General features: G+C 34.5%; 23 protein-coding genes. 19 read left to right on the forward strand and 4 right to left on the reverse strand.

Features of this window, described 5'->3' with window-relative positions; translation table 11 throughout:
* Positions 1–127: 127 nt before the first annotated feature.
* Positions 128–544 carry a GNAT family N-acetyltransferase gene (locus tag KPL75_RS23550; RefSeq protein ID WP_219917991.1) on the reverse strand — a complete coding sequence of 139 codons (417 nt, stop codon included), beginning with the start codon at positions 542–544 and terminating at the stop codon, positions 128–130.
* 207 nt (positions 545–751) lie between these two features.
* On the opposite strand from KPL75_RS23550, the gene KPL75_RS27545 reads away from it, so the two are divergent.
* Both KPL75_RS27545 and KPL75_RS23555 read left to right on the forward strand, forming a co-directional pair.
* On the forward strand, positions 752–883 hold the full coding sequence (locus tag KPL75_RS27545) for a hypothetical protein (RefSeq protein WP_258236989.1): 132 nt from the start codon (positions 752–754) through the stop codon (positions 881–883).
* Between the two features lie 290 nt (positions 884–1,173).
* Positions 1,174–2,193: an AI-2E family transporter gene (locus tag KPL75_RS23555; protein ID WP_002158297.1), complete on the forward strand. Its 1,020-nt coding sequence runs from the start codon at positions 1,174–1,176 to the stop codon at positions 2,191–2,193.
* 46 nt (positions 2,194–2,239) lie between these two features.
* Here KPL75_RS23555 and KPL75_RS23560 read toward each other — a convergent pair whose 3' ends face one another.
* Complete coding sequence (locus tag KPL75_RS23560) at positions 2,240–2,524, reverse strand: YesK-like family protein (protein ID WP_219917992.1); 285 nt, start codon at positions 2,522–2,524, stop codon at positions 2,240–2,242.
* Between the two features lie 112 nt (positions 2,525–2,636).
* Positions 2,637–3,581 (reverse strand): L-lactate dehydrogenase, encoded by a 945-nt coding sequence (locus KPL75_RS23565; protein ID WP_002012312.1) that lies wholly within the window; start codon positions 3,579–3,581, stop codon positions 2,637–2,639.
* Between the two features lie 200 nt (positions 3,582–3,781).
* On the opposite strand from KPL75_RS23565, the gene KPL75_RS23570 reads away from it, so the two are divergent.
* The 7 genes from KPL75_RS23570 to KPL75_RS23600 all read left to right on the forward strand — a co-directional run bounded on the left by KPL75_RS23570 (position 3,782) and on the right by KPL75_RS23600 (position 11,202).
* Positions 3,782–5,218: a flavin monoamine oxidase family protein gene (locus tag KPL75_RS23570; RefSeq protein ID WP_219917993.1), complete on the forward strand. Its 1,437-nt coding sequence runs from the start codon at positions 3,782–3,784 to the stop codon at positions 5,216–5,218.
* A 117-nt stretch (positions 5,219–5,335) separates the two neighbouring features.
* Entirely contained in the window at positions 5,336–6,253 is a 918-nt protein-coding gene (locus tag KPL75_RS23575) for a CobW family GTP-binding protein (protein WP_219917994.1), read from the forward strand.
* A 299-nt stretch (positions 6,254–6,552) separates the two neighbouring features.
* Positions 6,553–7,770, forward strand: coding sequence for a substrate-binding domain-containing protein (locus KPL75_RS23580; RefSeq protein WP_002148736.1), 1,218 nt, complete (start codon positions 6,553–6,555; stop codon positions 7,768–7,770).
* A gap of 90 nt (positions 7,771–7,860) precedes the next feature.
* On the forward strand, positions 7,861–8,634 hold the full coding sequence (locus tag KPL75_RS23585) for an ABC transporter ATP-binding protein (RefSeq protein ID WP_219917995.1): 774 nt from the start codon (positions 7,861–7,863) through the stop codon (positions 8,632–8,634).
* Positions 8,612–9,316, forward strand: a complete 705-nt coding sequence (locus tag KPL75_RS23590; protein ID WP_219917996.1) for a branched-chain amino acid ABC transporter ATP-binding protein — start codon at positions 8,612–8,614, stop codon at positions 9,314–9,316. The genes KPL75_RS23585 and KPL75_RS23590 overlap by 23 nt, the downstream gene beginning before the upstream one ends.
* Positions 9,317–9,338: 22 nt before the next feature.
* Positions 9,339–10,199, forward strand: coding sequence for a branched-chain amino acid ABC transporter permease (locus KPL75_RS23595; protein WP_002148733.1), 861 nt, complete (start codon positions 9,339–9,341; stop codon positions 10,197–10,199).
* Between the two features lie 49 nt (positions 10,200–10,248).
* The gene (locus tag KPL75_RS23600) at positions 10,249–11,202 is read left to right on the forward strand and encodes a branched-chain amino acid ABC transporter permease (protein ID WP_002148731.1); all 954 of its coding nucleotides are present in this window, start codon (positions 10,249–10,251) and stop codon (positions 11,200–11,202) included.
* A gap of 137 nt (positions 11,203–11,339) precedes the next feature.
* On the opposite strand, the gene KPL75_RS23605 is transcribed toward KPL75_RS23600, so the two are convergent.
* Complete coding sequence (locus tag KPL75_RS23605) at positions 11,340–12,128, reverse strand: LysR family transcriptional regulator (RefSeq protein ID WP_219917997.1); 789 nt, start codon at positions 12,126–12,128, stop codon at positions 11,340–11,342.
* A gap of 120 nt (positions 12,129–12,248) precedes the next feature.
* Between KPL75_RS23605 and KPL75_RS23610 the strand changes: the two genes are divergently transcribed.
* The 10 genes from KPL75_RS23610 (at position 12,249) to cydC (ending at position 22,709) form a co-directional block, all read left to right on the forward strand.
* Positions 12,249–12,794 (forward strand): DUF4865 family protein, encoded by a 546-nt coding sequence (locus tag KPL75_RS23610; RefSeq protein ID WP_219917998.1) that lies wholly within the window; start codon positions 12,249–12,251, stop codon positions 12,792–12,794.
* 45 nt (positions 12,795–12,839) lie between these two features.
* Positions 12,840–13,253, forward strand: a complete 414-nt coding sequence (locus tag KPL75_RS23615) for a tautomerase family protein (RefSeq protein ID WP_219917999.1) — start codon at positions 12,840–12,842, stop codon at positions 13,251–13,253.
* Positions 13,247–13,570, forward strand: a complete 324-nt coding sequence (locus KPL75_RS23620; RefSeq protein WP_219918000.1) for a carboxymuconolactone decarboxylase family protein — start codon at positions 13,247–13,249, stop codon at positions 13,568–13,570. Before KPL75_RS23615 ends, KPL75_RS23620 begins: the two co-directional genes overlap by 7 nt.
* 152 nt (positions 13,571–13,722) lie before the next feature.
* Positions 13,723–14,166 carry a MarR family winged helix-turn-helix transcriptional regulator gene (locus KPL75_RS23625; RefSeq protein WP_219918001.1) on the forward strand — a complete coding sequence of 148 codons (444 nt, stop codon included), beginning with the start codon at positions 13,723–13,725 and terminating at the stop codon, positions 14,164–14,166.
* A gap of 54 nt (positions 14,167–14,220) precedes the next feature.
* The gene (locus tag KPL75_RS23630; protein ID WP_219918002.1) at positions 14,221–15,162 is read left to right on the forward strand and encodes a ring-cleaving dioxygenase; all 942 of its coding nucleotides are present in this window, start codon (positions 14,221–14,223) and stop codon (positions 15,160–15,162) included.
* Between the two features lie 16 nt (positions 15,163–15,178).
* The gene (locus tag KPL75_RS23635; RefSeq protein WP_219918003.1) at positions 15,179–16,234 is read left to right on the forward strand and encodes an LLM class flavin-dependent oxidoreductase; all 1,056 of its coding nucleotides are present in this window, start codon (positions 15,179–15,181) and stop codon (positions 16,232–16,234) included.
* A 626-nt stretch (positions 16,235–16,860) separates the two neighbouring features.
* Complete coding sequence (gene cydA / locus KPL75_RS23640; protein ID WP_219918004.1) at positions 16,861–18,264, forward strand: cytochrome ubiquinol oxidase subunit I; 1,404 nt, start codon at positions 16,861–16,863, stop codon at positions 18,262–18,264.
* Complete coding sequence (gene cydB, locus KPL75_RS23645; RefSeq protein WP_002148716.1) at positions 18,251–19,267, forward strand: cytochrome d ubiquinol oxidase subunit II; 1,017 nt, start codon at positions 18,251–18,253, stop codon at positions 19,265–19,267. Before cydA ends, cydB begins: the two co-directional genes overlap by 14 nt.
* Entirely contained in the window at positions 19,267–20,988 is a 1,722-nt protein-coding gene (cydD, locus tag KPL75_RS23650) for a thiol reductant ABC exporter subunit CydD (protein ID WP_219918005.1), read from the forward strand. Before cydB ends, cydD begins: the two co-directional genes overlap by 1 nt.
* Entirely contained in the window at positions 20,985–22,709 is a 1,725-nt protein-coding gene (gene cydC / locus KPL75_RS23655; protein ID WP_219918006.1) for a thiol reductant ABC exporter subunit CydC, read from the forward strand. The genes cydD and cydC overlap by 4 nt, the downstream gene beginning before the upstream one ends.
* The last annotated feature ends 57 nt before the right edge of the window (positions 22,710–22,766 follow it).

A 22,766-nucleotide genomic window follows, 5' to 3' on the forward strand; every position in this document is an offset into this window, starting at 1 on the left:
TAGCATAATAATGAAAAAGTTGTTATAGGAACAAATTTTTAAATATGGATTGATGACTTAGAATAAAAAATCTATTGTGTTTATCCCACTATTTGAATGCAGTCCCACTGATCAAAGTTTCACTGTATTATTTTGAAATGACAGTAAACATCCCAGTCATGTTTGGTGAGTAATCTTTAAAATCATATTTTTCATAGAAAGATTCTTTACCTTGTGATGCAAACAAACCGACAAACGCCTTATCAGGGGCATTCTGATTTAAGTATTCAACCAAAATATGCATTATTTCTTTCCCAATACCATTTTTCTGATAATCTGGATGGACCACTATATCTTGAATATAGAAATAGATAGTCCCATCACCAACAATTCTCCCCATGCCCACAATTTTTTCATTATCTTTGACCGTGATGCAGTGAATAGAATTCTTCAGTGAAGTTTCAGCCACTTCAAAATTCATATAATTACTCCAACCAACAGAATCACACAAATATTTGTACTCTTCCAATGTTGGAATGCTATTTTTAAACTCATATTTCTTCAAAATGTATCCTCCAAGTCCTCAATTTCAACAAGTATATAAATTCGACATTTTTTTATCTATTCCTCTGATACAACTAAACTCCCTTTAGCTATTGAACATAATACCCTCTGTTTAGTCTATTTAATTTAGTACAGCTTATTTGTGTTAATTTAAAAGAGTTTAGGGAAGAAATATAAGAAATGATCTGGTGAAAAAGGAAGTGGAAATATGAGTGATGAGAAAAAATATACAGTGGTAGGTACTGATGTCGAGGAAGTAAAACGTTTAAACAGAAATTCAGGGTTAACGTATAACCAAGTGAAGGAATTGTTAGCGAAGCAATTGCAAAAAAAGAAATGATTAGATTGAAATACTTAAGCTTTCATTTAGCATTTTTCTAGAGAGAGTTAAGTAATAGATAACTCTCTTTTTTCAATATGAAAAATCTACTAAGGAGCAACAGTTTAAAAATAGACGTTCTCCTAAAATATAGAGTGGAAAAATAGTTTTTAGAAAAGTATTAGATGAAAAATCAGACATTAAAAAAGAAAAAAAGGATTCTTCCTAATTAGTAAGAAAGATTGTCTATAGAAGTTCATAAAATGTAATATATCCAATTTCCATCCATTGAAGGGGGAGGTTAATTTTTAATGAATGAAGTGAAAAATTTCTTTCGAAGTAGAGGGTTTCAACGGTTTCTCGTTTTAATAATATTAGTGCTTGTATTGTATGGATTAAAAAGTATGATTAATTTAATATTAATTACGTTTATTCTCACGTTTTTGATGGATCGATTTCAAAAGTTTATCTCAAAAAAATTGAAAGTAAATAGGAAAGTGGTTATTGCTGGTTTATATATTGTGTTAGTGACGTTTATTGTAACTACACTATATAAATATTTACCTGTACTAACGATACAAATTTCACAATTAATTTATCAATTTAAATTGTTTTTTCAAAACCCACCTGATAACGAGATAATTAAATATGCACTTTCAACAATTAATGGTATGGAAGTATCGAAATACATTGAACAAGGTGTAGATGTCATTTATCAATCGATAGCAAACATAGGAAAAGTTAGTTTACAAATACTACTTTCTCTTATTTTAAGCTTATTTTTCTTATTAGAAAAAGAACGCATTATAGCATTTACTTCGAAATTTAAAGATAGTAAGCTGAAAATTTTTTATGAGGAGATTGCATATTTCGGTGAAAGATTTGCAAGATCGTTCGGAAAAGTGATTGAAGCACAGTTTTTAATTGCGGTTGTCAATTGTGTGCTCACTGTAATTGCACTTGTCATTTTAGGATTTCCGCAGCTTCTTGTATTGGCTGTCATGGTCTTTCTACTCGGTTTGATTCCAGTTGCTGGTGTTATCATTTCATTGTTTCCACTTTGTATCATTGCCTATAACGTCGGCGGGGTTATGTATGTTGTTTACATACTAGTGTTCATTACAGTAATCCACGCTCTTGAAAGTTATTTATTAAATCCAAAATTTATGTCTGCAAAAACGAATTTACCTGTTTTTTATACATTTATGATACTTATTTTCTCAGAACATTTCCTTGGAATATGGGGGCTTATTATTGGGATTCCAATCTTTATCTTTTTATTAGATGTACTTGATGTAAATAATGATGAACCGATTAATGATACTAAGTGATAGAAAATGACCGATGTTTTCTCATGATGAAAACATCGGTCATTTGTTATTTTTTCTTTGGAGGGGGGAGTTTAATGAATTTATTTGCAATTAAAGCTATAATAACAGCAGCAAAAATAAAGACTGCGATTAAACCAACCCCCATACCTGCCCATCCTCCTATAAGGAAGATGCTGATCGGTATTGCTAATAAGCTTAAAATAATAAGAATCAATCCGAGATTTTTATCATGTTTTTTGGTTGGAAATAATGTTCGGATGATTAAAAAGAGAAAAAGTATTAAGGATGCTACAGCTAGCAAGAGGATTACAATCGTCCAAGAATCATTCATGAAATCACTCCTTTTTATAGATAATATTACCGTTTAAATTGAGGGGGAACTATAAAAATATAAAAAAGCAATCCAATATAAATCGGATTGCTTTTTTGACTGAAAAATATGATTAAAGAACAGGGGCCATTGTTTCTTTCAATACTTGAACAGAGTGATCGAATTTTAATTCTTCCTCTTCACTTAGTTCAACTTCTAAAATTTCACGAACACCGCCGCGGTTTAAAACAGCAGGTACGCCGATATAAACATCTTGTTGGCCGTATTGACCTTCAAGATATGCTGATACAGTTAATACGCTGTTTTCATTGCTTAAGATTGCTTTCGTAACACGTAGCAGTGACATGCCGATGCCGTAGTATGTAGCACCTTTTCGTTCAATAATGTGATAAGCTGCATCACGAACGTTTACGAAAATATCATCTAAATCTTTTTGGTTATATGTGTTGTCTTTTTCAAGAAGCGTTTGTAGTTTTTGAATACCAATTGATACGTGACTCCACACCGGAAGTTCTGTATCACCGTGCTCTCCGATAATATAAGCGTGAATGTTATGAGGTCCAATATCGAAGTACTCACCTAACATATAGCGGAAACGAGCAGAATCAAGAGTTGTACCAGAACCGATTACGCGTTCTTTCGGTAATCCAGATTCTTTCCAAGTTACGTAAGTTAAAATATCTACAGGGTTTGTTGCAATTAAGAAGATACCGTCAAAGCCGCTATCCATAATGCTCCGAACAATTTGCTTGAAAATTTTAGCGTTTTTCTCAACTAAATCTAAGCGTGTTTCACCTGGCTTTTGTGGTAATCCAGCTGTAATTACAACAAGATCTGCGTCTTTACAATCTTCATAACTACCTTTCCAAACCTTTGTTGGAGCTGGTGCGAAAGGAACGGCATGGCTTAAGTCCATTGCTTCTCCTTCAGCTTTTGCTTCATTTACATCAACTAAAACAAATTCTTCAGCTACAGCTTGGTTAATCATACAGTAAGCATAACTACATCCAACTGCTCCTGTTCCTACTAATACAACACGGTTAATACCTTTTTTCATTTCAAAATTCCTCGCTATTTCATAAATTTTATTATGTAAGATAATACGTCTTACTTCTATAGTTTCATATCTATTTTATTACATTTTATAAAAGATATTCAAGTGATTGAAAATGTATCCACTCAATTCCTTGAATGAAACATAGGAATTCTGCTAAACGAATATAATTCAGTAAAATCCTTCGTAAAAGGGGAATTGGCATGGGGAATCCATTATCGATGGAAAAAATGCTTCAAATTATTCATGAAGGGCTTGCCAAAACGAATAACCCCAAACAAATTACAGTTGCCGGTGCAGGGATATCTGGATTAGTTGCAGCATCTTTATTAAAAGAGGCTGGGCACGAGGTAACGATTATAGAAGCAAATAACAGAATAGGTGGCAGGGTGTATACGATTCGTGAACCATTTAGCGCAGGATTATATTTTAACGCAGGTCCTATGCGTATTCCGGATACTCATGATTTAACTTTAGCCTATATTCGTAAATTTAAACTACCGTTAAATCTTTTTATTAATAAAACTTCTTCAGATATAATTTATACGAATAACATTAGAACGAGATTGAATGTGTTTGAAAAGGATCCAAGTGTACTTGAATATCCGGTTTTGGATAAAGAAAGAGGAAAAACGGCAGAAGAGCTAATGCTTGAGGTATTAGAAACAATACTAAATTATATTAAAAAGGACCCTAATAAAAACTGGCTTATCGTTGAAAAAAAGTATAAAACGTATTCGCTCGGTGCATTTTTAACCGAGTATTATTCAGATGGAGCAATAGATATGATCGGAGTACTTCTTGATATGGAAGCATATATGGGAATGTCTTTAATTGAAGTATTACGAGAAATGATTTTTTTTACTTCAACGGCGAAATATTACGAGATAACGGGCGGGATGGATGCATTACCAAATTCATTTTTGCCGCAGCTAAAGGATAATATTTTTATGCCCTATAAAGTAGAAAAAATAATACAAGAAGATAATAAAGTAATGATGCAAGTAACACATGAACAAACGTTAAATTCATTTATAGTAACTGGTGACATCGCTATTGTCACAATTCCATTTTCAGCTTTGCGATTTGTAGAAGTCCAGCCATATCATTTATTCTCTTATTATAAAAGGCGGGCGATTCGTGAATTAAATTATATTGCAGCGACTAAAATTGCGATAGAGTTCAAAAGTAGATTTTGGGAAAGAGTGGGGCAGTGTGGTGGAAAATCTATTACGGATTTACCGATACGTTTTACATATTATCCGAGCTATGGCATTCAGTCACCAGGGGCAGCTATCGTTATAGCAAGCTATACGTGGGCAGATGAAGCGTTAACGTGGGATAGTCTCTCGCATAAAGATCGTATTCGTTATGCATTGAAAAATTTAGCGCAAATTTATGGGAATGTGGTCTATAGTGAGTTTATTACAGGGGAATCTTTTAGCTGGAGTAAGAATCCGTATTCTTGCGGAGCATTTACAGCTTTTGAACCAGGGCAAGAGCTTGAATTATTTCCATATATTACGCCGCCAGCTGGCAGGGTGCACTTTGCAGGAGAACATACGACGTTAACACATGGGTGGATGCAAGGAGCGATTGAGTCTGGAATTCGAGTTGCTCATGAAGTGAATGCAAAATAAAACGATAATCTAGCAGTTTTGTTTACAAATACTTATTCTTTTAATAAAATGATAAGTATAAATCGTAATTATTACGCTTTGAAGAAATTTGAAGTAGAGAAATGGATGGTCGGTCGTATGAGTAAAGTAGAGATTCATATATTAGGTGGTTTTTTAGGTAGCGGAAAATCAACCTTGCTGCAAAATTTATTATTAGCAGAAAAGAAGAAAAATCGAAAAGTTGCAGTTTTAATGAATGAAATAGGCGAATACTCGGTAGATACAGATATTATTGGGAAAGAGAACGTTTTAAGAGAACTTCTTAAAGGATGTATTTGTTGTACGTTAAAAGAAGAGCTTGAAATACAATTACACTCTTTATATCAACAAGAAAGACCAGATGTAATTTATATAGAAACGACAGGTGTTGCACACCCAATTGAAGTGTTAGATGCATGTGTATCACCAATTTTGGCACCTTTCCTTGAAGTGAAATCTATAGTAGTCGTATTAGATGCAGTGAGATGGTTAAACCGAAGTGTATTAAGTGCAAATGTACAACAGCTATTACATGAACAAATGAAATATGGAAGTCATATTCTCATTAATAAATCAGATTTATTAACAGATGAAGATAAGAGAAAAGTATTTGAAAATGTAAAAGAAATAAATAATCATGCTAAGTTGTTTGAAACAAAGTATTGTAATATATCTTTAAATGATATAGAAGAAGCTGAATTTGCGAGTGGTGGGGAACGCGAGACACTTCATGTTAAACAGCATTTACATATACAAACGATGACGTATCAATTTACGAAATCGATTGATCAAGACAAATTATATGAATGGCTTTCAAATTTACCAGATAGTATTTATCGTGTGAAAGGTTTTGTGAAATTCCATGGAGATAAATACCCTCACTTATTCCAATATTCGTTTGGCGTACCGACTTTATTGGAACAAGACTTCGGTTTCCCGACAAACTTGGTGATTATAGGGGAAGGATTAGATAAGAAACTATTGGTTGAAGGATTAGAGAAAGTCGAAAATAATTAATCAGTTTTTCTATTCATGTTTTTTATGTAAGCTGCAAATAATTGACTTAATGAATTAAGTTAATTATTTGCAGCTTTTTGCGTGATGATTACTGTAATGAAACAGTAATTTCATTTGAACAACGGAATATATATTGATTGTATGTCCGTTTCCATTTAATAGGAAGGTGATTATAGATTTGTGCCGAATGTAGAGGTTACTACAAGAGTTTTCCATTACCAATTTTGAAGTCATGATTACGGACAGGGGAATTTGGCGTGTTTGATTCTATCAGAAAGAAAAGTATGGGGAGGATCACAATGTCGATGAAAAAACGTAAATGGCTAAAAACGGTGGTTACGGGTTGTGTTTTAGGATCGTTATTAGTAACAGCGGCTTGTTCGGGAAAGAAGACAAGTACAGAGGATGAAAAAACAATTAAGGTAGGGGTTCTTGCTTCACTAACAGGTCCACTAGAATCGTATGGAAAACAAACGGTAAATGGATTTGAATTAGGGTTAGACTATGCAACTGGTGGAACAGGGAAAGTAGAAGGAAAGAAGATTAAGTTTGTTGTAGAAGATACGGAAACGAAAGCAGATGTAGCGGTTAAGAAGGCTACGAAATTATTAGAAGAAGAGAAAGTTGATTTTTTAGTCGGATCATCTAGTTCAAGTGATACATTAGCAGTTTTACCACTAGCTGAAGAGTATAAAAAGATTATGGTTGTAGAACCAGCAGTTGCTGATAGTATTACCGGGAAGAACTGGAATAAATATATATTTAGAACAGGAAGAAACTCATCACAAGATGCGATTGCAGGAGCTGCCTCAATTGCTAAAAAAGATGTAAAGATTGCGACGTTTGCTCCAGATAATGCTTTCGGTCGTGAAGGAATTGCAGCATTTAAAGCGGGAGCAAAGAAATTAGGTGCAAATATTGTAAACGAGCAATACGCGGATACGAATGCAACTGATTTCACTGCAAATATTCAAAATATTATTAGCTCAAAACCAGATTATCTATTTATCGTTTGGGCAGGTGCGAATTCACCATGGAAACAGTTGAAAGATATGAATGTAGAAGCGCAAGGAATTAAAATTTCTACTGGTGCACCTGATATACCAGCATTAAAAACGATGGATGCGCTAATAGGGATGCAAGGGTTTTCCGTTTATTATCACTCACTTCCAAAGAATAAGGTGAACGATTGGCTAGTAGAAGAACATAAAAAACGTTTTAATGGTGCTGTTCCAGATCTGTTTACAGCAGGAGGAATGTCAGCAGCAATTTCTATTGTGGAAGCTTTAAAGAAAACGAAGGGCGATACAGATGTAGATACGCTGATTAAGAAAATGGAAGGGATGGAATTTGAGACACCGAAAGGAAAGATGAAATTTAGAGAGAAGGATCATCAAGCATTACAAACCCTATATTCTATAACGCTGAAAAAGCAAGATGGTGTTGATTATCCAGTACCAGTGTTAGAGAGAGAATTAACGATGAAAGAGACCGAACCATCAATTCAGAATAAATAGACTGAATTTTCTGTTGTTTTTGTATAAAGAGGGGATACCCTCTTTATACTTATTTCTTTCATAAACATGGTTTTCAGTGGGAGGGATTTCATGACACATTTGTTAGAGACGAGAAATCTTTGTGTATCTTTTGGGGATCATCATGTTATTAAAGATGTTAATTTAACGGTACAAAAAGGAAAGCTCATTTCAATTATTGGACCGAATGGTGCTGGAAAGACTACTTTATTTAATTTGCTAAGTGGACAAATTTCTCCGACGAAAGGTGAGGTTTATTTTAAAGGACAGGATATTACAAAGTTATCGATTTCAGATCGAACGCGCTTAGGAATTGGTCGTTCTTTTCAGTTGACGAATATTTTCCCAGAACTAACAGTACTTGAAAATGTACGTTTAAGTGTTCAATCATTCGTTCAAGACTATTACAGTTTCTTTCCGAATTCAGCCAAGTTAAAGCAGCAAACTGGAGAAGCGAGACGTCTTTTGAAGACAGTACTCCTTCACGAGAAAGGGGACGTATTAGCTAAAGACTTAGCTCACGGAGAAAAAAGAAAGTTAGAGCTTGCTATGTTGTTAGCATTAAAGACAGATGTCTTACTACTAGATGAGCCGACAGCAGGTATTTCAATTGAAGAAGTTCCAGCTATATTACAAGTAATCGATAATATTAAAAAGAATCCAGAGAGCACAATCGTACTTATCGAACACAAAATGGATATGGTACTCGATTTGTCAGATCATCTTATCGTTTTATTTCATGGCGAGTTATTGGCTGAAGGATTGCCGGAAGAAATGATGAAAGACGAGCGAGTACAAAGTGCTTATTTAGGGGGATTATATAGTGGCACTACTACAAGTGAATAATATAGAGACGTATTTAGAGCAGTTTCATATTTTACAAGGAGTGTCCCTTTCGGTTGAGAAGGGAACGATTACAGTATTGTTTGGAAGAAATGGAGCTGGAAAAACAACAACATTGCGTTCGGTTATGGGGTTTCACCGGATAGCAAATGGAGAAGTTTATTATGATAACACAAAAGTAAATGGATTATCTGCACATTTAATTTCAAGAAAAGGTATAGGTTATGTACCAGAAAATCAAGGTATTTTTCATGATTTGACAGTAGAAGAGACATTTGCACTTGCTAGGGGAAAGGTAGGAAAAGAATCTGAAGAGAAAATAGATTGGATGCTCGAACTATTTCCAGATTTAAAGCAATTTTGGTATAAAAAAAGTGGGCTATTAAGTGGGGGACAAAAACAAATGCTGGCAATTTCAAGAGCATTTATTAATAGTGATGGACTATTGCTTATTGATGAGCCGAGTAAAGGGCTGTCTCCAATTATGATAGAAAAATTAATGGTAGCTATTTTGAAAATGAAGGAAAAAACGACTGTTTTACTTGTTGAACAAAATTTTATGATGGCTAGTCAAATCGGTGATTATTTTTACATTATGGATAATGGGCGCATTGTGCATAACGGTTTTATGGAGGAACTGCGAGAGGATAAGGAAACATGTCATAAATATTTAGGTATTTCTTAACATTGATACGGGGGGATAGAACGTGGATGTGCTAATTAACTTATTTGTAAACGGCGTTTCGACAGGGATGCTTATTTTTTTATTAGCGTCTGGTCTATCACTTATTTTTGGTTTAATGAGCGTACTAAATTTTGCGCATGGCGGTTTATTTGCATGGGGAGCATTTACAGGCGTTTGGTTATTCAATATGACAGGTAGTTATTTATTAGCGTTAATTGGAGCAGTCGCTATGGGGATGTTTCTCGGTTTCATTTTAGAAAGATTTCTTATTAGACCAGTGTATGGAAACCATGTTCGGCAGCTTCTCGTTACACTCGGAGGAATGCTCGTTCTTAGCGAGTGCATCAAAATATTTTGGGGCCCTAATCCAATTGCTGCAAAATTACCGTTATGGCTTCAAGGAAGTTTTACATTTGGAGGAGTTATCTTAATAAAATATCGCCTATTCGTTATTTTAGTTGGGATACTAATTTACATCGCTTTACTATTGCTGCTGAAAAAAACAAAGATAGGACTTATGATTCGCGCTGGTGTAATGGATAAAGAGATGGTTCAAGCTCTCGGAATTAACGTAAAAGCGATATTCTCGTTTGTCTTTTTATTAGGTGCAGGGATGGCAGCATTAGGTGGTTTTCTACTAGCACCATATTCAGGAGTTATTTTTGCTGAGATGGGCATGCAGTATGCAATTTTAGCCTTTATAGTAGTTATCATTGGCGGATTAGGTAGCGTACAAGGTTCAGCGCTAGCATCTTTAATTGTCGGATTAGCCGGTGCTTTTACAGCGTATTATGTGCCGGATTTATCTCTTGCAATCAATATGTTAATGTTACTATTTTTCTTAATAGTAAAGCCAACGGGACTCGTTGGTGAAAAGGGGTGACATGGTGAACGGCATATCGGGTCGAATTAAAGTATACTTCGGAGTTTTTATGCTCATTTGTTTAAGTGTATTTCCATTCGTAAACGATTCACGGAGCTTGTTAATTTTGTTCACTCAAATCTTCATCTTTGCTATTTTCGCTATGAGTTTTGATGTTCTCCTTGGATATACGGGTATTGTTTCATTCGGTCATTGTATGTTCTTTGGAATAGGGGCGTATGGGGTGGCGCTCTTATTTGATCGGCAAGGGGTGTCTATAACGAACTTTTTTATAGGAATAGCAGCCGCAATTATTGTATCAGCCATCGTTAGTTATATAATCGGTATGCTTTCATTACGCTTGAAAAGTCATTTTTATGCAATGTTAACGCTCGCTATTTCTCAGCTGTTTTTTGTACTTGCTGAAAAATGGCGTTCGCTGACTCACGGAGGAGATGGATTTACATTTCGTGTACCAGATATATTCCGTGATCGTTTTACGTATTATTACGTAACACTTATATGTTTAATCAGCATCTTCATTTTGTTACGTCTTTTCACAAAGTCTTCTATTGGAAAAGTATTAAAGGCAATTTCACAAAATGAACAACGTGTTGAAGCACTTGGATATAAAGTTCTCCATTATAAAATTATCGCAAGTGTAGTGGCAGGAGTAGTAGCGGCAATTAGCGGTGGTTTATTCGTTATCACATTGCGCTTTGTAAATACGACGGTATTTTCAATTGAAATGACGCTAAACGCATTATTGATGACAATGATCGGGGGAGTAGGAACGTTAATCGGAGCAATTGCTGGAGCTGGGATTATTGAATCACTGAAATACTATTTATCAGAACTGGCAACGGAATATCCGATTTTTGAAAGATGGACGATTATTCTAGGGTTATTATATATTATCGTTCTACTAGTTTTTCCGAAAGGATTAGTTGGAACGATTAAGAAGTTGAAAAATTTTAAAAGGGATAAGAAGGAGAAGAGTGCAGGAGTGGAACAAAACGTGTGAAAAATCGATAGAAGGGAATGTAAGTGGAGTAAGAAAATAAAATCCCTCCTTTAAGTAAAAGGAGGGATTTTTATTTTCTAGAAAAGTTATAACATATATAATTCGTGAAATTGTTATTTTGTAAAAAAAACATTGTTCTAGTTGAATAGTTCAATTGGAATCTTTTTATCTAACTCTCGATTTGTAAAAAAATGAACAGCTAATTTCTCTATTGGAACATCTTCAATTGGAACTAGTTTATTATTTCTAATCGGTAAAAAAGCTATCCCATTTCCCTCAACAATAAACTCTTCAATAAGCGAATAAGAATCTAACTGTTGAAGTTGATGCTGGGATAGATTGTTTTCTTTTAGAAATTGTATTGTCATATTTCTAAAAGGGCACTTTTTATCGTTACTAACAAAGAAAAGTTCTTTTGAAAAGTCAATGTTACACTGCTCTTTCGCTTTTAATAAGCTCACAGAAATTGAAGTGGTGAATACTTTTTTAAACGCTGCGTCGGGATAATCCTCATAAGTTATGACCATATCAACTTTTTGTTGCTGTAGTAGTTTTTGTAAATGGCTACTACTTTCTATATATATTTGATAATTCCTGAAATTTTCTTTAATACGCATACTTAAATAATTCGTCAAAATAGATTGTGACGTCGCTATTACATAAGAAGAAGCACTTGTTTTAATTTCATCTTTCGCTTCTTCTAAAAGAGCTAATATTTTATTCGTGTAGTCTAATAAAACGTCACCAGAAGGTAACAGGGAGACACCTTTGTTATCTCTATGTAGTAAAGGTGTTTCTAATTCTTGTTCTAATTTTTTGATTCGCTCAGTTACATTTGGTTGTACATAGCCTAGCTCTTTAGCAGCTTTACTAATAGATCCTTCGTTAGCTACAGTTTTAAATATGATAAGATCATTTATTTCCATTCATTTCAGCCCCTTATAAGGTATCATTATAAATGATACCAAACATAATTTATACCTATTTTACGTCAGCCGATCATCGGTTTATCATTATGTATATAAGATCGAAAGTGAGTGATAAACATGATTGGTATGCAATATAAGGTCATTTTACCAAAGGATTATGACATGGAGATTATTAAAAAAAGGGTAAAGGATAATGGGTTTAAAACTGATGGTTTTCAAGAACTAAATTTTAAGGCTTATTTAATTACTGAGACAGGTAAGGATGGGAATTTCTATAACTGTTATGCACCTTTATATATGTGGAATGGTCATGAAGGGATGAACAAATTTATATTCGAAGGGTATTACGATAATATTTTGCAATCGTTTGGGTGGCAACAAATAAATATAGGTGTTCCATTAGTTGTTAATTTAAGTAATGATTTTAGAAAAAGTAGATATGCTGTTGAATGTGCAGGGAGTATTTCTCAAAGTAAATCGCTGATTGGGACGCAATTAAATAAAGTAAATGAAAATGTGCAAAACATAGAAAAATGTTTAGGAAATGTAATAGTTTATAATCCGGATAAGTGGGGGTATAGTCAATTCAGTTTTTATAAGGAAAAGCCTGAAATAGATGTAATGGGCGATGTTACTATTTATGAGATTTTACATATTTCATGAAGATATGTTGTTGAATGCTAAATTAAGAAAAAGGAATGAAAATGTATGCCTTTTGTGAACGTTTATTATCATGAAGATATAGTAAATAAAGAAGAGTTGAAAAAGATAGGTGAATGTATCCATCTTTCATTAATTGAACATTTTAACATCCCTGAAAATGATTATTTTCAAATATTTTTACCTTATCAACGAAATCAATTTTTGTATAATCCATATTATTTGTTGGAAAGAGGAGAAATGAGAACTGAGAATATGATTCATGTTTCTATTACATGTGGACCTGGAAGAACAGTACAACAGAAAAAAGGTTTGTATCAATCTATATCCTTTGAAGTTTCGGAATGTTCCAACGTAAAAGTTACTGACATTTTTATTACATTACATGAGACAGCTGCTGAGAACTGGTCATTTGGTCAAGGGATGGCACAATTGGTAAAAATGAAGGGAGCAAAATGGTGAATGAACCAATTGAATTTTATATTCCAAAGAAAATGAGAGAAATAGCACCTGTATTTTCTCATTATAGTGAAGAGATATTGTTTGAGGAAGTGTGGCGGGATGCCAATTTAACATTAAGAGAAAGAAGTTTATGTACAGTGTCGGTACTAATCAGTCTTGGTAATACAGAACAATTACCATTTCATTTGCGGCTAGCTAAACAACATGGGATTGCGGAAAATGAAATGATTGCATTAATAACACATATGGCTTTTTATGTTGGTTGGCCAAAAGCTGTAGCAGCTTTAAATATAGCAATGAATGAAATTAAAAGTTAAGAATAATCATAAGAAAGAATTCATTTTTAGATGAATTCTTTCTTATGATTATTTGAAATATATACTGTTGTGATATTTAAATCTTTATACTTGCTTTTTTATCACTTGAGTGGTAAAGTGATAGTAAGATTCACGATAGGAAGTGACAATATATGCGTGAAAATACGATAGGATCGTTAATATGGTTACGTTTAATACGATTTACGAACCAAAGTAATCAGATGTCAAATGAGTTTTTGAAACGTTTTGATTTGACGACAGCTCAATTTGATGTACTTATGCAAATACGGATTTATCAGCCACTTACACAAATGGAGTTAGCAGAAAAAGTTACTGTGACGCAAGGTGGTATCTCTAGAATGTTAACACGTCTTGAAAAAGAAGAGTATATAGTACGTAAACAAGATTGGAAAACGAAAATGATTAGCCTTACTGAGAAGGGTGAAGCAGTATTAGAAAGAGCATTGCCAGAGCAACTTGCATTCCAATCATCCTTTTTTGATGATGTATTAAATGAGGAAGATCAGAAAATACTATACGCGTTAATGACAAAAGTTCATAAGCATAGTGAAAAAAAAGAATTACCGCATGAGTAATTTTTTTTACACTATCAATTGACTAATCAAGTGATAATAAGAGGGGGAAACGTTATGTATACAATTCCAGGGCATCACCACATTTCTATGGTGACAAAAAATGCGAAAACAAATAATGATTTTTATCAAAAAGTATTAGGGTTACGCCGAGTGAAAAAGACAGTCAATCAAGATAATCCATTTATGTATCATTTGTTTTATGGCGATTTAACAGGGAGTGCTGGAACTGAATTATCATTTTTTGAAATGCCGAATGTAGGACGAACCATCCGTGGTACAAATGCAATAACACAAATAGGTTTGCTTGTACCTTCAATAGAAAGTCTTACATTTTGGAAGAGACGTTTTGAGTCGCTCCAGGTGGCGTATGGGGAAATTACAACTTACGCCGGAAGAGACGCATTGCACTTTGAAGATCCAGATGGCCTACGGTTAGTGCTGTTAAATAATAACGGAGAAGAAGTACCTGAATATTGGACTGCATGGGATGAATCTTCTGTAAAGCAAGAGAATCGGATTTTAGGGATGGGTACGGTTGAAATGACAGTAAGAAGCTTAAAAAAATTATCAAAAACATTAACTGAATTGTTCGGTTATAAAGAAGTATCTCGCTCTGATAATGAAGGACTATATCAATCCGTTCTAGGTCAGTCTTTCGGAGAAATCTTAGTAAAAGAGCAAGAGGGAGAAAGAGAGAGACCTGGAAAGGGAAGTATTCATCATTTAGCAATTCGTGTGAAAAATGATGAAGAACTAAACTATTGGAATGCAGCAGTGAAAGATAGAGGTTTTGAGACAACAGGAGTTATTGATCGTTTTTATTTTAAAAGTTTATATTTCCGCGAATCAAATGGAATTTTATTTGAGATTGCGACTGATAGGCCAGGATTTACAGTAGATTCAGCAGTTGAAGAATTAGGAAAAGAGCTGGATTTACCACCATTTTTAGAAGAAAGAAGAAAAGAGATTGAAGAGAAATTGATACCACTTTATTAAAAGGGAGAGAGCAACTATGGAAAAATACCGTATGGATACAAGTAAAGGAATTGAGTTTGGACTATATTCAATTGGGGATCATATTTTAAATCCGCATAATGGTTCGAAAATAAGTGCAGAAAAAAGAATTCAGGAACTAATTGAAACAGCTAAGTTAGCAGATGAAGCTGGAATTGATGTGTTTGCTGTCGGTGAAAGTCATCAAGCGCATTTTACAACACAAGCGCATACAGTTATTTTAGGAGCTATTGCACAAGCTACGAAAAATATTAAAATCGCGAGTTCTGCAACAGTATTAAGTACGTCAGATCCGGTTCGTGTATATGAGGACTTTGCCACAATCGATTTAATTTCTAATGGTCGTGCTGAAATCGTTGCTGGTCGTGGATCTCGTATTGGAGGATATAGTTTACTTGGTTACGATGTAAATTATTATGAAGAACTATTTGAAGAGAAGATGGATCTTTTATTAAAAATAAATAAAGAAGAAAGTGTAACATGGAAAGGGCAGTTTAGAACGTCACTGGAACATGCGACAATTATACCGAGAGCTAAAAATAACAATATACCAATTTGGCGTGCTGTTGGAGGGCCACCTGCTAGTGCAATTAAGGCAGGACGCGCAGGTGTACCAATGATGCTTACGACACTTGGTGGCCCAGCTGTTAATTTTAAAGTTTCGATTGATGCATATCGTGAAGCGGCTGAGCAAAGTGGTTTTGATCCAGCAACACTGCCAATTGCGACAACAAGTTTATTTTATACAGCAGAAAATTCACAAGATGTACTTAGTGAATATTATCCTCATATTAATGCTGGTATGCTTGCACTACGCGGTGGTGGGTATCCAAAACAACAATTTACTAATGCAGTAGATCACCGTGATGCGTTAATGATTGGTAGCCCGCAACAAATTATTGAAAAAATGCTTTACCAATATGAATTATTTGGCCAGCAACGTTTTATGGCACAAATTGATTTTGGCGGTGTACCATTTGATAAGATTGAGAAAAACATTGAATTAATTGCTAATGAAATTATGCCGGCTGTTAGAAAATATACAACGAAATAATGATAAAAGTACCGGGAATATAATCTATTTTCGGTACTTTTTTATTTAGTCAGTTTGGAAAAATGACGAAAAAATGAATTTTTAGTCTGAAAAAAGGAAAGGATTTTTCTATTTGTGAATAACAATATTGTTGATTTGAATTTTGAAAATACATTTTTCTCTTGACAAAAATCTAGCGTATTTTCGGATTTGATTCGAGGACATTTTTTAAGAGGAAAGTCAAGCGTATGAAGAGGGAAACGTAATAATAATTGATATAAGAGTATGTTATATGTTTGAAAAATACGTTTTTTAAATGTAAGAAATCAAATTCAAAAAAATTACAAAAGACATATTTCAGACAAAATCCTGTCAATAATACGTCAAAAATCACCTGAATTTATTATGTAAGTATATTATACAATTCGATTAACGAATAAAACACTACTGAAATAGTGAAAAGGTAAATCGTATGAAGAAAGTTCTTTTGTAATTATCTAAAAAACTGACAATCTATATTTTCAGAAAGTACATAAACGAATTTATCTTTTTGTATTTCCAAATGATTGAATTGTTCGTTATGAAGTGAATTCATACAATTCAATCGATATTACGATATAAAAAATTATGAAGGAAGTGACTTTAGCATGGAAACGCTCGAATTGGCACGAATACAATTTGCATCTACAACGATTTTTCATTACTTTTTCGTTCCGCTATCTATTGGTTTAGCTTTTATCATTGCGTTAATGCAAACGTTGTATGTGGTAAAGGGACAAGAAGTTTATAAGAAAATGACAAAGTTTTGGACACAAATATTCCTTGTTAACTTTGCAGTAGGTGTTGTAACAGGTATTTTACAAGAATTTCAGTTTGGTATGAACTGGTCAACATATTCACGTTTTGTTGGTGATGTTTTCGGACCGTCACTGGCGATTGAAGGTTTATTAGCATTTTTCATTGAGTCTACATTCCTAGGTTTATGGGTATTCGGTGAGGATAAACTTCCGAAGCGAGTTCACCTTTTATGTATTTGGCTCCTCTCAATAGGAACAATGTTATCCGCATTTTGGATTTTAACTGCAAGTGCATTTATGCAGTCCCCAGTAGGATATGAAATGGCTGCAGATGGACGTGCGCAGATGAATGATTTCTTGGCGATTATTCAAAATCCACAACTATGGGTGCAATTCCCGCATACAATTACAGCGGCACTTGCAACAGGTGCATTCTTTATTGCTGGTGTTAGCGCATGGAAAATTGCAAAACAACAAGAGACTGAGGTGTTTAAGAAGTCTTTCCGAGTTTCTATCGTTGTTGGAACAATTTCAACAGCATTGGTATTATTTTTCGGTCATGCACAAGCGCAAAATTTAATTAAGACACATCCGATGAAAATGGCGGCAGCTGAAGCATTATGGAATACGAGTGAGGATCCAGCGCCATTTACAGTATTTGCGAAAATTGATACAGAGAAGAAAGAAAATTCGTTTGAAATTCAAATCCCTTATATGCTAAGTCTATTGTCATACGATAAATTTAGCGGTCAAGTTGAAGGGATGAATCAAATTCAAAAACAATATGAAGAAAAATATGGACCCGGAGATTATATTCCGCCAGTACATATTATGTTCTGGAGTTTTAGAGCGATGGTAATGAGTGGAACATTCATGCTTCTTCTAGGAGCGTACGGCTGGTTCTTATCAAGAAAAGATCGTTTAGCTGAAAAAACTTGGTATTTAAAATTAATGGTATATGCAATTGCACTACCGTTTATCGGAAATACAGTAGGTTGGATTATGACTGAAATGGGACGTCAGCCTTGGGTTGTCTTCGGTGTTATGAAAACAGAAGATGCAGTATCTCCAAACGTTTCATTTGGAGAAGTATTATTCTCTCTTGTTTCATTCACATCACTATATGTAATTATTGGAGGCATTACTGTTTACTTATTCGTTCGTATCATTAAAGGACATGCGAATAAGAAAACGAAAAAGGATTATCAGAGCCATGATCCATTTGATAAGGAGGAAGAGTATGTTATCTCTTAATGAGTTGTGGTTTCTAATTATCTCAACCTTATTCGTTGGCTTCTTTGTACTTGAAGGTTTCGATTTTGGTGTAGGAATCGTTTCAAGGTTTTTAGGAAAGAATGATTTGGAAAAGCGTATATATTTAAATACAATTGGACCGTTTTGGCACGCTAATGAAGTATGGCTTGTTTGTGCTGGTGGCGCTATGTTTGCGGCATTTCCGCATTGGTATGCAACTTTATTTAGTGGGTTCTATATTCCGTTTGTGTTTATGCTTCTTGCATTAATTATAAGAGGTGTTTCCTTTAAATTCCGTGCGAAAATAGAAAACCATAAGTGGAAAAGTTTCTGGGATTGGGGCATGTTTATTGGAAGCATGCTACCTCCTATACTTTGGGGAGTTGCAATTGCAAACTTTATGACAGGTGTACCAATTGATGAAAGTAAAAATATGGTAGGCGGATTTATGAAATTACTTCACCCATTTGCATTACTTGGAGGAGTTATGTTTCTTCTTCTATGTATTGTTCATGGTTTGCAATTTCTTACTATACGTACAACAGGAAAATTACGAGAACGCGCACGTATTGCCGCAGCAAAGATTGCACCTTTTGCATTAATAACACTTCTTGTTTTTGCAGCTGTAGGGTTATGGAAAACAGATATTTTCACTGCACATGGTTCAGAGTGGCTAATGGTTCCGATTGGAGCTTTTGTAGCACTATTTGTTTCTACTTTATTAAATAAAAGAAGAAGAGATGGTTGGGCCTTCTTTATGACGAGCTTAACAATCATTTTGCTCAGTGCAAGTGTGTTCATCGGTATGTTCCCGCGTGTCATGATTAGCTCATTAGGAGCGGTAAATGATTTGACAATTTATAATGCGGCATCAGGACCTTATGCATTAAAACTGATGAGCTATTTTTCTCTTGCTATTTTACCATTTGTTATCGGTAGTCAAATATGGAGTTTCTATGTATTTAGACAACCTGTTAAGTCAGACAAAGATTTGGAGTACTAATGAAAAGAAAAAGAGGACTTCCGTCGTATCCTGGTAGCCGAGCTTTATATGTGACTTTAAGCCTTATTAGCATTTTAGAGGCGTGTAGTATTATTGCACAGACAGTGTTTTTAGCACGAGCGATCACATTTTTATTTCATGGAGAAACAGTGCAAGCTGTGCTAAATGAAACTGTTTATTTTGGGATCACGTTTGCAGCACGCCAAATGTTGGTGCGAACATCGCAAATATTGGTTGAGCGTTTCGCTGAAAAAACAGGATTTGCATTACGTAAAAAGTTAATAGAAGCATATTTTACGTTAGGACCGAGATTTGTCCAAACGAATGGGACTGGTCATCTGGTTACTTTATCGATAGAAGGTATTGAGAAATTTAAAACATATATTGAATTGACAATTCCTAAAATGATTAGAAGTAGTATCGTACCAGTAATAATCGTTCTATATGTTTTTACACTGGACATTGAGTCTGGAATCATTTTAGGTGTAACGATTCCAATCGTGATTATATTTATGATCCTTCTCGGATTAGCAGCGCAGAAAATGGCGGATAGCCAATATGAGACATATCGTGTACTTTCTAATCATTTTGTAGATACGTTAAAAGGATTAGAAACATTAAAGTATTTAGGGAAAAGTAAACAGCACGAAGGAAAGATTGAAAAAGTAAGTAAACGATATAGAAAAGCAACGATGCGTACTTTGCGAGTTGCTTTTCTTTCTTCTTTTGCATTAGATTTCTTTACGAGTTTATCAATTGCATTTGTAGCAGTCGGATTAGGGATACGGTTAATAGATGGAACGATAATACTATTGCCAGCTCTTACGATTTTAATTTTAGCGCCGGAATATTTTCTGCCGATAAAACAGGTTGGAGCGAATTATCATGCTACATTAGATGGACAACTTGCAATGGAGCAAATAGAAGAAATTCTACAGAAACAAAAAGAAATAGAAAAGAAAGATTCAAATGTAGATATAGTATGGAATTCTTCTAGCAGCTTGAAATTACAAGATGTAAAAGTAAAGAATGATGAATCTGAAAAGGCTATATTAGAGGGAATTGATTTTACTTGGAAAGGTAACGGTGCTATAGGCATTATTGGTGAAAGTGGGGCAGGGAAATCAACGTTAATCGATGTGTTAGCAGGATTTCTACCTCCTTCGGGTGGGAAGATGTTAGTAAATGGTGTGGAAATTGGTGAATCTACTCGAGAAGATTGGCAAAAAAATATTGCTTATATTCCGCAGCAACCTTATATTTTTCCACTTTCATTAAAAGATAATATTTGTTTCTATGAAACGAATACAACTGATGAAGAAGTTGAGAGAGTTATTAATGAAGTTGGTCTTCGTTCGCTCGTTGCATTATTACCACATGGGATGTACGAAAGAATTGGAGAAGGTGGACGTATGCTTAGTGGCGGACAAGAACAACGTGTCGCTATGGCACGTGCACTTTTAAGTAAAAAGCCAATCATTTTATTAGATGAACCTACAGCACATCTTGATATTGAAACTGAATTTGAAATAAAGCAATCGATGTTACGTCTGTTTGAAGGTAAGCTAGTATTTCTTGCAACGCATCGTCTCCATTGGATGAAGCAAATGGATCATATTCTTATTTTAAATAAAGGGGAAATTAAAGAAAGTGGAACATATGAAGAGCTTTTAAAGAATGAGACATTACATTTTCATAGGGAAGAGAGGGGAGAGCGATGAGTAACTGGATTAAACCTCATATACAGCAAAATAAAGGTAGAATGACGTTGACTATTTTCCTCGGGCTTCTTGGAGTTAGTTCAGGTGCGATGTTACTTTTCATTTCAGGTTATTTAATTTCTAAATCTGCTCTCAGACCAGAAAATGTAATGGTTGTATATGTTCCTATAGTTGCAACGCGTGCGTTTAGTATAGGGCAAGCTGTCTTTCATTATTTAGAGCGTTTAGTAGGGCATGACGTCGTTCTACGAATTTTAGAAAAAATGAGGACAAAACTATATAGAATTGTAGAACCACAGGCGTTATTTTTGCGCTCAAGATTTCAAACTGGTGATGTACTAGGTGTATTGTCTGATGATATAGAACATTTACAGAATCTATATTTACGTACAATATTCCCTAGTATATTAGCGTTAGTTGTATATAGCATTTTCGTACTTGTTATCGGTGCATTTGACTTAGTATTTGCACTTATCGCGGCTTGTATGTTAGCTGTTATTGTTTTTCTTCTTCCATTCGTATCACTATTTTTGATGAAACGACATCATGTTGCTTTGAAGCGAGGAAGAAATCGTTTGTATCAACAATTGACAGATGCTGTATTTGGGTTATCTGATTGGCAGGCGAGTGGTAGAAAAGATGAATTTATTAATGCGTATGTAGAGCAAAATGTCCAGCTGTTAAAGACAGAAAAGAGAGTGAAACGCTGGTACCATATTCGGGATAGTATCATTCATTTAATAGTAGGTATTGTAGTTATTTCGATGATTTTGTGGACTGGCAATCAAGCGGCAAGTGAACAAATTGCCCCTACAGTTATCGCAGCATTCGTATTAATGACATTATCTGTGACGAATGTGCTTATTCCTGTATCAGATGCTATTGATCGAATTCCATCTTATATAGAATCTGTTCATCGGCTTAATGTCGTAGAAAGTGATAGCTCTTTAGATGATGGAAAGGAGTTACCTGGAGATAAAGAATACGTTGTACCAAAACATGTAGATATTGAACTGAGTAATGTGTCGTATAATTACCCGAATAGTAATGAATCCGTATTAAAAGACGTATCATTGCAAATAAAGGCAGGAAAGAAAATTGCTATTTTAGGTAGAAGTGGAACAGGGAAATCTACTTTACTAAAACTGTTAACTGGGGCACTACGTCCGGTGAATGGCCAAGTTATATTGAATGGTGAACAAGCTCATACGGATTTTTTGTCAAAATATATTTCTGTATTAAACCAAAAACCACATTTATTCGATACGACAATTGGAAATAATGTGCGGATTGGTAAACCAGAGGCTAATGATGAAGAGATATGGAAGGCTTTAGAGAAAGCACAGCTAGCACCGCACATTGCTTCTCTTCCTGATGGATTACAAACAAAAATGCATGAAATGGGAAAGAGGTTTTCTGGCGGAGAAAGGCAAAGGGTAGCATTTGCAAGAACTCTTATGCAAGAAGCGCCGGTCATTGTACTTGATGAACCGACTATCGGTTTAGACCCTAAAACGGAATTAGCCTTAATAGAAACAATGTTTTCTGCAACAGAAGAAAAGACTGTTATTTGGATTACACATCATCTTGTAGGAATTGAACATGTAGATGAAGTGATTTTCCTTGATAGTGGCCAAATCGCTATGCAAGGTAGTCACGAACAGCTACTGAAAGAAAATGAGAAATATCGTAGATTATACGAGCTTGATAAAGGTATATAAGAATGAAATGCAAAAAAACACAAATTATTGATAGTTCAAGGTTTGTGTTTTTTGTAT

It is taken from the genome of Bacillus sp. NP247 (genome assembly GCF_018966865.1).
Classification (GTDB): Bacteria; Bacillota; Bacilli; order Bacillales; family Bacillaceae_G; genus Bacillus_A.